This window comes from Pelagibius sp. 7325, from assembly GCF_037652055.1.
GTDB lineage: Bacteria > Pseudomonadota > Alphaproteobacteria > Kiloniellales > Kiloniellaceae > Pelagibius.
In genome coordinates this window covers 839436-851449 of the sequence record NZ_JBBKAH010000002.1, presented here as the reverse complement: position 1 = coordinate 851449, position 12014 = coordinate 839436, and the positions used below count along the sequence as shown (strand labels likewise).

At 68.4% G+C, this 12014-nt stretch carries 11 protein-coding genes; 3 read left to right on the top strand and 8 right to left on the bottom strand.

Translation table 11 applies throughout. The features are described 5' to 3' along the window. The 7 genes from WDC82_RS05945 to WDC82_RS05915 are packed head-to-tail and all read right to left on the bottom strand — an operon-like array spanning nt 1 to nt 6899. Complete coding sequence (locus tag WDC82_RS05945; protein ID WP_340116337.1) at nt 1-531, bottom strand: hypothetical protein; 531 nt, start codon at nt 529-531, stop codon at nt 1-3. Beyond that, a complete protein-coding gene (locus WDC82_RS05940; RefSeq protein ID WP_340116336.1) occupies nt 528-1325 on the bottom strand; it encodes a hypothetical protein in 798 nt (265 codons plus the stop codon). Before WDC82_RS05940 ends, WDC82_RS05945 begins: the two co-directional genes overlap by 4 nt. Continuing rightward, nucleotides 1322-2527: a glycosyltransferase gene (locus WDC82_RS05935; protein WP_340116335.1), complete on the bottom strand. Its 1206-nt coding sequence runs from the start codon at nt 2525-2527 to the stop codon at nt 1322-1324. The genes WDC82_RS05940 and WDC82_RS05935 overlap by 4 nt, the downstream gene beginning before the upstream one ends. Beyond that, the gene (locus WDC82_RS05930; protein WP_340116334.1) at nt 2524-3159 is read right to left on the bottom strand and encodes a histidine phosphatase family protein; all 636 of its coding nucleotides are present in this window, start codon (nt 3157-3159) and stop codon (nt 2524-2526) included. Before WDC82_RS05930 ends, WDC82_RS05935 begins: the two co-directional genes overlap by 4 nt. Further along, complete coding sequence (locus WDC82_RS05925) at nt 3156-4310, bottom strand: glycosyltransferase family 4 protein (protein ID WP_340116333.1); 1155 nt, start codon at nt 4308-4310, stop codon at nt 3156-3158. The genes WDC82_RS05930 and WDC82_RS05925 overlap by 4 nt, the downstream gene beginning before the upstream one ends. 49 nt (nt 4311-4359) lie before the next feature. Then, nucleotides 4360-5649 (bottom strand): glycosyltransferase, encoded by a 1290-nt coding sequence (locus tag WDC82_RS05920; RefSeq protein ID WP_340116332.1) that lies wholly within the window; start codon nt 5647-5649, stop codon nt 4360-4362. Between the two features lie 20 nt (nt 5650-5669). Further along, nucleotides 5670-6899, bottom strand: a complete 1230-nt coding sequence (locus tag WDC82_RS05915; RefSeq protein ID WP_340116331.1) for a glycosyltransferase — start codon at nt 6897-6899, stop codon at nt 5670-5672. Nucleotides 6900-7146: 247 nt separating this feature from the next. On the opposite strand from WDC82_RS05915, the gene WDC82_RS05910 reads away from it, so the two are divergent. The 3 genes from WDC82_RS05910 (at nt 7147) to WDC82_RS05900 (ending at nt 10864) form a co-directional block, all read left to right on the top strand. Beyond that, nucleotides 7147-9855 carry an ATP-binding cassette domain-containing protein gene (locus WDC82_RS05910; protein WP_340116330.1) on the top strand — a complete coding sequence of 903 codons (2709 nt, stop codon included), beginning with the start codon at nt 7147-7149 and terminating at the stop codon, nt 9853-9855. 71 nt (nt 9856-9926) lie between these two features. After that, complete coding sequence (locus WDC82_RS05905; RefSeq protein ID WP_340116329.1) at nt 9927-10376, top strand: cyclic nucleotide-binding domain-containing protein; 450 nt, start codon at nt 9927-9929, stop codon at nt 10374-10376. Further along, the gene (locus tag WDC82_RS05900; protein ID WP_340116328.1) at nt 10373-10864 is read left to right on the top strand and encodes a class I SAM-dependent methyltransferase; all 492 of its coding nucleotides are present in this window, start codon (nt 10373-10375) and stop codon (nt 10862-10864) included. The genes WDC82_RS05905 and WDC82_RS05900 overlap by 4 nt, the downstream gene beginning before the upstream one ends. Before the next feature lie 24 nt (nt 10865-10888). On the opposite strand, the gene WDC82_RS05895 is transcribed toward WDC82_RS05900, so the two are convergent. Beyond that, nucleotides 10889-11680 carry an exodeoxyribonuclease III gene (locus WDC82_RS05895; RefSeq protein WP_340116327.1) on the bottom strand — a complete coding sequence of 264 codons (792 nt, stop codon included), beginning with the start codon at nt 11678-11680 and terminating at the stop codon, nt 10889-10891. Nucleotides 11681-12014 lie beyond the last annotated feature (334 nt).

Genomic DNA, 12014 nt, shown 5'->3' with positions numbered 1-12014 from the left:
TTATAGGACGTTTGTCGGGGAATCGCACCCGTCCGATGGGACGGTCGGATCGATGCCCAGTTCGATCAAGTTGCTGGCACTCGCCGGGTCCAGGCTGTGGCCGTTGGCGGTGAGGGCGGCGGCAGCCCGCGCGGCCAGCCACTCGAAGCCCTCGATCGACGATTCGAAGGTCATGGCGGTCCCTTTTCCCTTCAGGGTCAGTTGCATGAAGCCGCTGCCGAGCGGACGCCACTTGCTCTTGCGCGAGCCGAAATAACGCAACTTGACGGCGGAAATCTCGCGCCAAGGAATAATCTTGGTGGTAGCCCCGCGGCAGGCGATGGCCTCGTCGCTGACCGCGACGCGCAGGACGTGGCGGTGCGCTGTCCGCAGGCCGAAGACACCGAAGAGGACGGCGATCGGGCCGAAGATGACGATCACCGCAGGCGCCGTCGGGGCCACGATCAGCACCCCGAGACCGACGAAGAGCCCGGCCGCGCTGCGCAGGTAATCACCCAGCAGCGCCCGGGGCGGATAGCGGAACGGCTTCATGGCACCGCCCTTCCGGCCACCGCCGCCGACATGGCGAAGACTCTTTCCGCCGGCAGCAGGCGCACGGCGGGATGGCGGGCGAGGCGGCGGAACAGCGCGGTGAGGAAATCCCAGGCGGCTTCGTCGTGCACCTGGTGATGGCTGAGAATGCCGCTGGGTTCCGCGGCATCGGCGACGCCCGCGCGCTTGGCGGCGAGGTGCCCGGTCAGCAGGGCGAGGGCCGCGTCTGTGCCCAGAAACCGCCGCTGCGGGCGCCACTGCAGGATGTCGACATGGCAGTTGGTCTGCCTGAGGCCGGGCAGCGGCTCGACGGCCTCGCGCGCCTTATAGGTCGAGAGTCCCTCAAAGCCGAGGCTTGGCAGGGTGGCGCGCAGCCCTGCCGCGATGCGGTTCCACGGCGGCACCATCACCGGCCGAAAGCGTTTCCCGAACAGCTGTTCCAGGCCCACGCGGCAGCGGTGCAGTTCCTCCGGCAGAGCGGGCAGCAGGACGGGGTCGACCAGTTCGCACTTCTTGGCCCCGGGGGGCGCGCAGTTATGGTGGGCGGCACCGTGCTGCAGCACCGCCGTTTCGGCGGGGTGGCGGTCCAGCGTCGCCGCCAGCGCGGCCTCCGCCTTGGCCGGGATCACCGCGAGGCTCAGCGGCGTGGCGGTTTCCGCCGCCAGAGCCAGCAGGCGGTCGAGCGCCGGACAGGGGATGCCGGCATCGTCGTCGCGCCACCAGACCTCCGCCGTCTGCCCGGCCGCAGACCAGGCGTCGAGTTCCGCGGCCAGGGCGTCCCAGCCCCCGGTCATGCCGCGGCCTCTTTCAGCTGGGCAATCAGGTGGCGGGCCGTCTCCGCGGCGCCATCCAGGCGGAACGGGGTCTTCTTCGCCCGCCGGTCGGCCGCACCGCCTTGGGCCAGCGCCTTGGCGATGCCGGCGGCGAGGCTTTCGGGGCTGAGAGTTTCCTCATCGACCAAGGTGATCAGGTCGCACGCGGCCAGCACCCGCGCCCGCTGGGTCTGCTCGGTCTCGCTGCCGCCGGCGAAGGGCACGACGACGCCGGGCACGCCGGTGGCCAGCACCTCCATCAGGGTGTTGTAGCCCCCCTGGCTGATCGACAGCCGCGCCCGGCTCAGCAGGGCGACGAAGTCGGGCCGCGCGCGCTCGACGGTGATGCCCGCCGGGGCGCTGCCGGCGATCTCACGGAAGTCCGCCTCCGGCAGGTTGGGGCCGACCAGCAGGCGCCAGGGCGCCGTCGCGAGGGGCGACAGCGGGCGCGCCGCCAGGGCCGTGCGCAGCAATGCGGTGCCCACCGCGCCGCCGCCGGCGGAAACGATGACCTCGCCTTTGCCCGTCGTGTCGCCGCTCTGCCGCGCGGCGGCCACGGCTTCGCCCGCCTCGGTAACGTAGCCGGTGTAATGCAGGCGCTCGGCTACGGCCTCGCTTTCCGGGAAGCTATCCTCCAGGCGGAAGAAGCGCGCGTCGCCGTGCATGTACAGGAGGTCGAACTGGCGGGTGAAGTGGTCGACCATCCAGGCAGTCTTCTCGGCATGCTCCGGCCGATTGATGATGTCGCGCAGCGAGCAGGCGATCAGCGCCGGCGGGTGGTCGGCGCGGGCGGTCTCGATCAGCGGGTCGAGCTCGAAGCGCATCTTGCGGCGCCCAAAGGGATAGAGCTCGATCATGACCACGCGCGGGCGGCAACGGCGGTAGAGATCCAGCAGCATCTCGCGGCGGCGTGCCTTCCAGGCCGCGTCGATCGGCTTGTCGTGTTCATCCAGGATGACGGCGAAGCTTTCGTCCTGGGTGCGCGCCGGCGGCAGCTGCACGGCGTCGATACCGTCCAGGCCCAGCCCCTTTATCGGCAGGCCGCCTGTGACGAAGACCACTTTCAGCCCGGCCCGGTGAAAGGCGCGCGCCAGCACCGCGGCGCGGCGGATATGGCCGATGCCCAGCAGGTGCTGCACGTACAGCAGGACGTCGACCCGGCGGTCGGCATGGCGCGCGTTCATGGCGCGGGCTCCACGCCGGCAGCCTTCGCCGCCGCATGTAGCGTGACATTCAGGGCCTCGACGTGCGGTTGCCCGCCGGTCCCCAGAGTGAAGGCGTGCAGGCAGCCATTGCGCAGCTTCACCGGCGGCTTGGCGCGCATGTCCCAGCCGCTGGCCAGGGCGTAGACGGCCCGGATGACGCCCTTGTGGGTCACCGCGAGGGTGGTCCCGCCCGCTGCGGCCAGGTCCGCCAGCAGCGGGTGCAGGCGCTGCTGCACCTCGCGCGGGCTCTCGCCGCCGGCCGGGCGGAAATCCAGCCCGCGCGCTTCGTTGTCCGCCATCGCCTCGCCCAGCTCGGCGCGCAGCGTGGCCAGCGTTTTGCCTTCCCAGGCGCCCCAGTCGGTCTCGATCAGCCGCGCTTCCTCGGCCACCGGCGCACCCGGCGGTAACCTGGCGGCCAGAATCTCGGCCGTCTGCCGCGCGCGGAGGAGCGGGCTGCTCAGCCAGCGCGCGCGCTGCGCCTCGGGCGGCAGGACCCAGGCCTCGACGGCGGCGCGTCCGGCCGGCGACAGCGGCGGATCGCTGCGGCCCTGCAGGCGCCCGGCCTCGTTCCACGCGGTGGCGCCGTGGCGGATCAGCAGCAGGCGGCTCACGGCCGGCCCGCCTTCTTGCCGCCCGTCTTAAGGGCCGCTTCCAGGATGGTGCTGAGGCGCTGGGCGGCGGCGGTCAGGCTGTGGTGTTCGGCGATCACCTGGGGCGCGGCCTCACCCATCGCCAGGCGGCTCGCTTTTTGGGACAGCATCTCGCGCACGCTGGCGGCAAAGGTGGCGAGGCCGGGATCGCTCAGGTAGCCGGTCACGCCTTCTGCAACGACGTTTTCAACGCCCGGGCTGCGCCCGGCGACCACCGCCAGGCCGGCAGCCTGGGCCTCCAGCAGCGCCATGCCGAAGGCTTCGTTCACTGCCGGCCAGACCAGCAGGTCGCAGGCGGCGTAGAGCGCCGGCATGACCTCCGGCTGCACCAGGCCCAGAAAGCGCACCCGGCCGGGCATCGCCCAGGTGAAGGCCTGGGTCACCGCGTCGTGGGCCTGGCCGTCGCCGGCGACCACCAGCTGCCAGGGAATGTCGGGAATGGCGCGCAAGGCCTGGGCCAGGATCTGATAGGACTTCAGCTTGTCGCCCGGGCGCATCATCGCGACGGCCAGCAGCCAGGGAAGGTCGGGGTCCAGCTGCTGCTCGCTGGCCAGCACGGCGCGGTAGTCGTCGCGCAGCGGCCGCACCGCGTCGTAGGGCGCGGTGTCGATGAAGGGCTTCAGCGGCCGCACCCTGGACTGGTCCGGCACCAGCTTCGCGTCCAAGGGGTTCAAGGTGATCACCGCGGCAGCCTGGTCCAGCGCCTCCAGCACCGCCTGGTGGCTGGCCGCCCAGGGGCCGTTCGCCCGTTTGTACGCGACCGAGGCTTCGGCCACCACGTAGGGAATACCCAGAGCCTCTGCGACCTTGGGTCCGATCCAGTCCGGCGCCTTGTAATAGAGGTGATAGGTGAACCACAGCTGGGGGCGCTCGCCGGCGGGCAGCGCCTGGTAACGGCGGACAAGACGCGCGGCCAGCTTGCCGCCCAGCCGTTGTAGGCGGTCCAAGCGCGTGGCGTTGCCGGCGGCCTCGCGGCTGCGGAAGGGGCTGGCGAGCGTCACCTCGTGGCCGGCCAGTTCCAGCGCCTGCATGAGCAGCCGCGCCATCTGCCGATCCCCGGAGGGATTGGGATGGGTCGGCGGTTTCAGCGGGGCATAGAACGCGATGCGCATCGTGTTTGAACTGCTGGGGATTCAGGTCGGCTGTGGATCGGGCTATCGGTCAGGCGGCCGCGTCGCGGGACAGCGAGCCCGGCGGGCCCGGCTCCCCCTTCAGCAGCCGTGCCAGGATATCGATGCCGCCATTCATATCAAAATCCGCCCGGACGCGCTGCTGCCCTGCCGCGCCGTAGTGCCGGCGCTCTCCCGGGTTGGCAATCAGGCGTGCCAGGGCCGCGGCCAGCGCCGCCGGGTCACCGGGCGGCACCAGCAAGCCGGTTGTCCCGTCCTCGATCAGCTCCGGAATCGCTGCCACCCGTGTCGACAGGCAGGCGAGGCCCTGGCTCTGCGCCTCCATCAGTACGTTGGGCAGGCCGTCGCGGTCGCCGTCGCCGGCGACGCGGCTGGCCAGCACGAAGAGGTCGGCGGCCCGGTACTGCGCCAGCACCTCGGCCTGGGCCTGGGCGCCTTGCCAGTCGATGCGCCCGGCGATGCCAAGGGTCGCGGCCTGGCTTTCCAGGTCGCTGCGCAGCGGGCCGCCGCCGATGTGGGTGAGGCGCCAGGCGAGGCTCTCGGGCAGGGCGGAGAGGGCCTGCAGTAGCACGTCGTAGCCCTTTTTCTCCACCGCGCGACCGACCGACAGCAGGCGCACCGGCTGGGCGGGGTCGCTGCCGTCTCGCGCGGAGTCTCCGTGCCGGGCACCCGCGAAGCGGTTCAGGTCGAGACCGTGGTAGAGCAGGCGCACGCGCGCCGGGTCGGCGGTGAGCCCGCGCAGGTGCTCGGCACCGACGGCGGTGCAGGTGACGAGCCAGTCGGCTTCGGCCAGCTTCTCGCGTTTCTCCCACTCGGGGATGGTCCAGATGTCCTTGGCGTGCGCCGAGACGCTCCACGGCAGGCCGGTCATCAGTGACGCGTAGCGGGTGACCGAGGCGGGGGTATGCAGGAAATGGGCATAGAAACGGGTGACGCCGGCCGGCAGTTCGGCGGCCAGCACGCAGGCCTGGCCGAAGCGGCGAACGCGGTTGGGTGTCGGGTCCCGCCGCAGATCGCGCAGGAAGGCGCGGCGGGCGGCGGCGTAGCCGGGCAGGCGGCGCGCCTGCGCCCAGCCGCGCAGAACCCGCAGGGGCTCCTGGTAGAGATATTCCGGCAGGTAAGCGACCGGCGCGCTGATCTCGTCATGCACCGGATGCCGCTTCCTGTCGGTCGGGTGGCGCAGCGAGATGAGGGTGAGGCGGAACCCACGCCGCTCCAGCGCGAGTATTTCCTGGGCGATGAAGGTCTCCGAAAGCCGGGGATAGCCCTTGAGGACCACCGCGACGGTGCCGGCGGCGGAAGGAGTTTGGGTATCGGCCACGGCGGGGCTAGAGGCCGGCCTCACAGCCGTCCCTTGTTGAGGGTGTCGGCGACGGTCAGGCGGCTGGAGCCGTGCTTCAGCCAATAGTGGGACAGGCGCACGACATTCTCTGGTCCGTCCAGCAGGCCCGGCACCACCACCTCGGAGGGCCGGCGCTGCTGGGGCAGGTTGCGCAGGGCGGTTGCCATCAGCTGGGCGTCGCGGTGGCCGTCGTCGCGCAGCATGCGCACCAGGCCCAGGTCCTGCGCGCGTGAGGCGCGGATGTGTTGTTCCATGCGCGGCTCGGTGCGCGGGATCACCAGGGCCCGCTTGTCGAACGACAGCACCTCGCAAAAGGTGTTGTAGCCGCCCATGCAGACCACGCCCACGGCACGGTCCATCAGGCTTTCCAGGTGGGTCTCGAAGGTCACCGCCTCGACGTTCTCCAGCTGCGCGGCGCGCGCCTGGAAATCGCCCTGGGCCTCGCTGTTCATGAAAGGGCCGAGCACCAGCAGCGCCGGGTACGGCAGCTTGGGATCGGCCTCGTAGGCGCGCAGCACCCAGTCGATGATGGCCTCGCCGTCGCCGCCGCCGCCCACGGTCACCAGCAGGAAGGGATCGGCGATCTTCTCCAGCGCGACATGGGGCTTCACCTTCGGCAGGCTGCGCTTCAGATAGCCGGTGTAGGTCATGCGCTTGCGTACGGAATCCGGCAGATCGATGCCTTCCAGCGGATCGCAGATCTGCGGCAGGCCGTAGACCCAGATGTCGTCGAAGTAGCGCTGCAGCGCCGGCACCACCTGTTTGCGCTCCCATTCGGGGGCTAGCAGACCGGGTTCGTCCATGACGTCGCGCAGGCCCAGCACGCAGGGCGTGCCGCGCTCGCGCAGCAGCTTCAAGGTGCCTTCCGCCTCGCCGCGCAGGCCCAGCGGCTCCTTGTCGACGATGAACAGGTCGGGGTCGAAGACCTCGGCGGTGTGCTCCATGATGGAGGCGCGCATCGCCATGGTCTGGTCGACATCGATGTGCAGCGCCAGCGAGGTGTAGTCGCCGTTGCGCAGCTTGATAACGCCGGGCACGCGGACGAAATCCACGCGGGCCCGGAAATCGAAGGAACCGATGATCGGAGATCCCGAGAGAATCAATACCGACAGCGATTTATGGGCGTCGGCAAGGGTATGGGCAATCTCGCGGCAACGCCGCAGGTGGCCCAGGCCGAAGCTGTCATGGCTGTAGATGAGGACGCGCTTGCCTTTTCGGCTGTCCCGCATACCGCCTTCTCCCTCTCCGCGGACTGCGGCCAGACTATGGCACAGGCCGGGGCGGCGCGGAAAGGCCCGTTTGCCCGGCCCGCCGCGCGTCGTGTCGGCCGCCGGCTTCCGCTTCAGAGTGTTTCATTTCAGGCAGTTCTTGCTCTAAGTTGCCACCGAAGCACCGGTTACGGTACACCCGCCTGCTTGTTGGGGCGGGGGGTGCCTGCGCCGCGGCCCGGGGACCGGCCCCGGGCGAAGAGGATCCATGGAACCAAACATTTTCAAGTATGTCTGGCGCCACAGCCGGGCCGAGCAGATCATCATCCTGGTGCTCGTGCTGGCCTCGCTGCCGTTCTATTACCTCTCCCTGAATCTGCCAAAACAGATCGTCAACCAGGGCATCCAGGGCCAGGGATTCGAACAGCCGGGCTCGACCCAGACCTTCTTCAAGGTCGACTTGCCCTTCGCCGAGGATCTCTTCGGCCACCCGGTCACGCTGTTCGACGGCTTGCACTTGGTGCAGCCGGAAATGCTTTTGGCGCTCAGCTTCACCTTCCTCGCGCTGGTCCTGGTCAACGGCATGTTCAAGCTGGTGATCAACACCCGTAAGGGCCGCGTGGGTGAGCGCCTGCTGCGCCGCCTGCGCTTCGAGCTGGCTGACCGCATCCTGCGCTTTCCGCTGCCGCATCTCAGGCGGGTGAAGCCGTCGGAAATGGCGACCATGATAAAGGACGAGGTGGAGCCCCTCGGCGGCTTTATCGGCGATGCCTTCGCGACGCCCCTGTTCCTCGGCGGCCAAGCGGCGACGGCAATGCTGTTCATCATGGTGCAGTCGTTCTGGCTCGGCCTGGTGGCGGCGGGGGTGGTGCTCTTCCAGTCTTACCTCATCCCGCGGCTGCGCCGGCGAATCCTGGTGCTGGGCCGCGAGCGCCAGCTCACCGCGCGTCAGCTCGCCGGGCGCATTGGCGAGATCATCGACGGCGCGGTAGAGGTGCAGGCCAACGACGCGACCAACTACGAACGCGCCGACCTGGTTTCGCGCCTCGGGCGGATCTTCCACATCCGCTACGAGATCTATCAGCGCAAGTTCTTCGTGAAGTTCCTCAACAACCTGCTGGCCCAGTTGACGCCCTTTGTGTTCTACGCGGGCGGCGGCCTGCTGGCGATCTCCGGCCACCTCGACATCGGCGCCCTGGTCGCGGTCATCGCCGCCTATAAGGACCTGCCCTCGCCGATCAAGGAGCTGATCGACTGGGATCAGCAGCGCCTGGACGTGCAGATCAAGTACGAGCAGGTAATAGACCAGTTCCAGCCGCCGCAGCTGATCGACCCGGCGCTGCAGGCGCCGGACAACGATCCCGGTCCTCCGCTGGAGGGCGAGATCACCGCTTCGGCGCTCACCCTGCTGGACGACGGCGAGCAGCCGCTGGTGCGCTCGGTCAACTTCACAGTGGGCGTCGGCGACCACGTCGCCATCGTCGGGCCGAGCGGCAGCGGCATGGAGATGCTCACCTACATGCTGGCCGGCCTGGTGGCGCCGAGTGCCGGAACCCTGCGCATCGGCGGACGCGACATCGATCGTCTGCCGACAGCCGTGACCGGCCGGCGCATCGCCTATGTCGGCGCCAATGCCTATCACTTCGCCGGCTCGTTGCGCGATAACCTGCTGTACGGCCTGAAGCACCGCCCGTTGCGCGCGGCGGCGGACGGCGACGCCGCCGGCCACCACGAGCTGGCCGAGGCGCGCCGCGCCGGAAATCCCGATCTCGACATCAACGCCGACTGGATCGACTACGAGGCGGCCGGCGCGACCGGTGCCGACGACATCACCCATCGCCTTATCGAGATGCTGGTGCTGGTCGAGCTGAAAGGCGATGTCTATCGCTTCGGACTGACCGGCACGGTCGACCCCGCCAGGCGACCCGATGTCGCCGAGGGTGTGCTGCGTGCGCGCGAAGCGCTGATCGCCCGCCTCAGGGAGAGTGGCCATGACGACCTCGTCGTGCGCTTCGCCGCCGACAGCTACAACCGTAACGCCAGCGTGGCGGAGAACCTGTTGTTCGGCACCCCGCGCGTGCCCGCTTTCGCTTCCGCTGCCCTGGCCAAGAACCCGACCGTTGCTGAGGTGCTGCGCGAGGACGGGCTGACCGAGGCCTTTATCGGCATGGGCGCGGCGATCGCCAAGACGATGGTGGAAATCTTCGCCGACCTGCCGCCGGGGCATCCCTTCTTCGAGCAGTTCAGCTTCATCAGCGACGACGATCTGCCGGAGTTCCGCACCATCGTGAATCGCGTCGACAGCGCCGGGGCCGGGGCGCTGGACAAGGCCGCCCGCGAGCTGCTGCTCGGCCTGCCGTTCAACTACGTCGAGGCGCGCCACCGCCTCGGCCTGATCGACGATGAGATGGCCGCGCGCCTGGTTGAGGCCCGACACCACCTGGCAGAGCGGCTGGAGCGGGACTGGCCGGAGGCGGTGGAGTTCTACCGCGACGACGCCTACAACGCCGCGGCCTCACTGCAGGATAATATTCTCTTCGGACGGCTTGCCTTCGGGCAGGCCGGCGCCGAGCAGATCATCGGCGATACCTTGGCCGAGGTGCTGGACGACCTCGGCTTGCGCGAGGCGGTGATCGAGGTCGGGCTGGATTACAATGTCGGCATCGGTGGCGGCCGCCTCAACTCCGTGCAGCGGCAGAAGCTGGCGCTCGCCCGTGCCCTCTTGAAACGGTCGGACATCCTCGTGGTCAACGAGGCGGTTTCGGTGCTGGACGGCAGCGGCCAGAACCGGCTGGTCGAGCGCATTCTCGACCTCCGCCGCGGCAAGGGGGTGATCTGGACCTTGCAGCGCCCCGAGATGGCGGTGCTCTTTGACACCATTCTCGTGATGCGCGACGGTCGTCTGGTCGAGCAGGGCAGCTACGACGAGCTGACCGGTCGGGATTCCGCCTTCAAGGGGCTTGTGGCGGCGGAATAGGCGGCCGGGGACAACGAACCCAAAAGCCGCAGCAGGCGTGGGTTAAACAAGGAAGGCGCATGGAAAAGGCAATGAGCATTGACCAGGAGGTGGAAATCCTGCGGCGGATCCCGATCTTCGCCAAGATCGAGCCGGCCAAGCTGAAGCTCATGGCCTTCGCCAGCGAACGGGTAACGTACAAGCCCGGCCAGATGCTGTTCCGCCAGGGCGAGCGAGGCGACGCCGCCTTCATCGTGCTGAAGGGAACGGCGGACGTGCTGATCGACGGCAGCGACGGGCCGCTACGCGTGGCCTCGCTGTCGGAGAACGAGATCATCGGCGAGATCGCCATCCTCTGCGACATCCCGCGCACCGCCACGGTGCAGGCGGAGACCGAGCTGACCACCCTGAAAATCACCGCCGATCTGTTCTTCCGCATGCTCATGGACTTCCCCGAGATGGGGGTCGAGATCATGCGCGTCCTGGCCCATCGACTGGAGCAAACCACCGCCCAGCTGCGACAGGTGCAGGCCGCCCATTGAGCCGCCTCGACAGTTTCCTGCGCCGCTTGCAGGCACAGCGCGATTGCCTCGACCACGCCGTCGCGCTGATCGGCAGTCTACCGGGGCCGGTTTTCGAACTCGGCCTCGGCAACGGTCGTACGTACGATCACCTGCGTGAAAACTGCCCTGATCGGGAGGTCTTCGTGTTCGAGCGCAAGGTCTGCGCCCATCCCGATTGCGTTCCGGATGCGGAACATTTGTTCGAGGGGCCGGTGGACAAGACCCTGGCGGCGGCGCGCGCCCGCTTTGCGGGTCGCGTCGCCCTGGCCCACGCGGACCTCGGCAGCGGCCGTCCGGATGTGGATGCCCGCACCGCGGCTACGATTTCCGCGGGCTTGCCGCCGCTGATGGCGCCCGGCGGCATAATCGTTTCGGATCAGGAACTATCTTTTCCTGCTGCCGAGGCGCTGCCTCCGCCAGCGGGCGTACAGCCCGGCCGCTACTTCCTTTATCGCCGTCTCGGCTAAGGCGTACGGTGGCGTTCGGCAAAATCATTTCAGGTGCAGAACGACCGGGACGTGGTCCGAGGGCCGCTCCCAGGTCCGCGTCTCCCGTACGATCTCCAAGGATTTCAGTCGCTTGCGCAGAGGCGGCGTGACCAGAACGTGATCCAGGCGCCAGCCGTAGTTTTTGGCGAAGGACTGCGGGAAGCGATAACCCCACCAGGTGTATAGTTCTTCCGGCTCCGGAACGAAGTGACGCGGCACGTCGATCAGCTCGCCGGCAGCCCACAGCCGCGCCATGTGCGCGGCTTCGACCGGCGTATGGCCGACGCTGCGCTGAAGGCGCTTGTGGTTCCACACGTCGTGCTCCAGCGGCGCCACGTTCAAGTCACCGACGACGATGGCTTTGCGCGTCGCCAGTTTGTCGGTCGTCGCCCAGGCCGCCATTTCCGAGAGAAACTGCAGCTTGTGGGCGAATTTTTGGTTCTGCTCGGGATCCGGGACATCACCGCCCGCCGGCACATAGAAATTGTGCACCTCCACCCCGCCCACCTGGGCCGCGACATGGCGGCAGTCGTCACGCTCGCACCAAATCTGCTTTTGAGGCTCCGTCAGGCGCCGGCGCGACAGAATGGCGACGCCGTTGTAGCCCTTCTGGCCATGCACCAAGACGTGGGGGTAGCCCATGGCCTCCACCGCCGCGACCGGAAAATCGTCGCTCGGCACCTTGATTTCCTGCAGGCAGAGGACGTCGGGCTCGTAGCGGGCGCAGAAGCGGGCCAGGTGATCCAGGCGCTGGCGCACCGAGTTCACGTTCCACGTGGCAATCTTGAGGGGCATGGAGGCTCCGAATGGCGAAATCCGAGATGTTCCGCAAACGGAACAAAGCCGATTAATTCATTCCAGCTGTGGAATGATACAACCGACCGGCCGCAAATTAACGGCTTCGGCGGGATCTTTGAAGGGGGCGGCGGCAAGCGGAGGCCAGAAAAGGGGAACGCCCGGTCGGGGGGGATCCGGGCGCTCCTTTTCTCCGCGGAGAAGCGAAAGGAAGGCAGGGGAATGCATCCTTCCGCTAGGGCCGGCGTCTTTGCGGCGCCGGCTGTTAATGCCTAATTTAGGATCTCTTGGCGGCTTTACAATCGTTGAACAGGGCCGCTTGAGACGATTTTGA

Excerpts from the sequence above, each read along its gene's own strand:
- WDC82_RS05945 (WP_340116337.1), bottom strand. The coding sequence starts at position 531 with ATGAAGCCGTTCCGCTATCCGCCCCGGGCGCTGCTGGGTGATTACCTG.
- WDC82_RS05940 (WP_340116336.1), bottom strand. The coding sequence starts at position 1,325 with ATGACCGGGGGCTGGGACGCCCTGGCCGCGGAACTCGACGCCTGGTCT.
- WDC82_RS05935 (WP_340116335.1), bottom strand. The coding sequence starts at position 2,527 with ATGAACGCGCGCCATGCCGACCGCCGGGTCGACGTCCTGCTGTACGTG.
- WDC82_RS05925 (WP_340116333.1), bottom strand. The coding sequence starts at position 4,310 with ATGCGCATCGCGTTCTATGCCCCGCTGAAACCGCCGACCCATCCCAAT.
- WDC82_RS05915 (WP_340116331.1), bottom strand. The coding sequence starts at position 6,899 with ATGCGGGACAGCCGAAAAGGCAAGCGCGTCCTCATCTACAGCCATGAC.
- WDC82_RS05910 (WP_340116330.1), top strand. The coding sequence starts at position 7,147 with ATGGAACCAAACATTTTCAAGTATGTCTGGCGCCACAGCCGGGCCGAG.
- WDC82_RS05905 (WP_340116329.1), top strand. The coding sequence starts at position 9,927 with ATGAGCATTGACCAGGAGGTGGAAATCCTGCGGCGGATCCCGATCTTC.
- WDC82_RS05895 (WP_340116327.1), bottom strand. The coding sequence starts at position 11,680 with ATGCCCCTCAAGATTGCCACGTGGAACGTGAACTCGGTGCGCCAGCGC.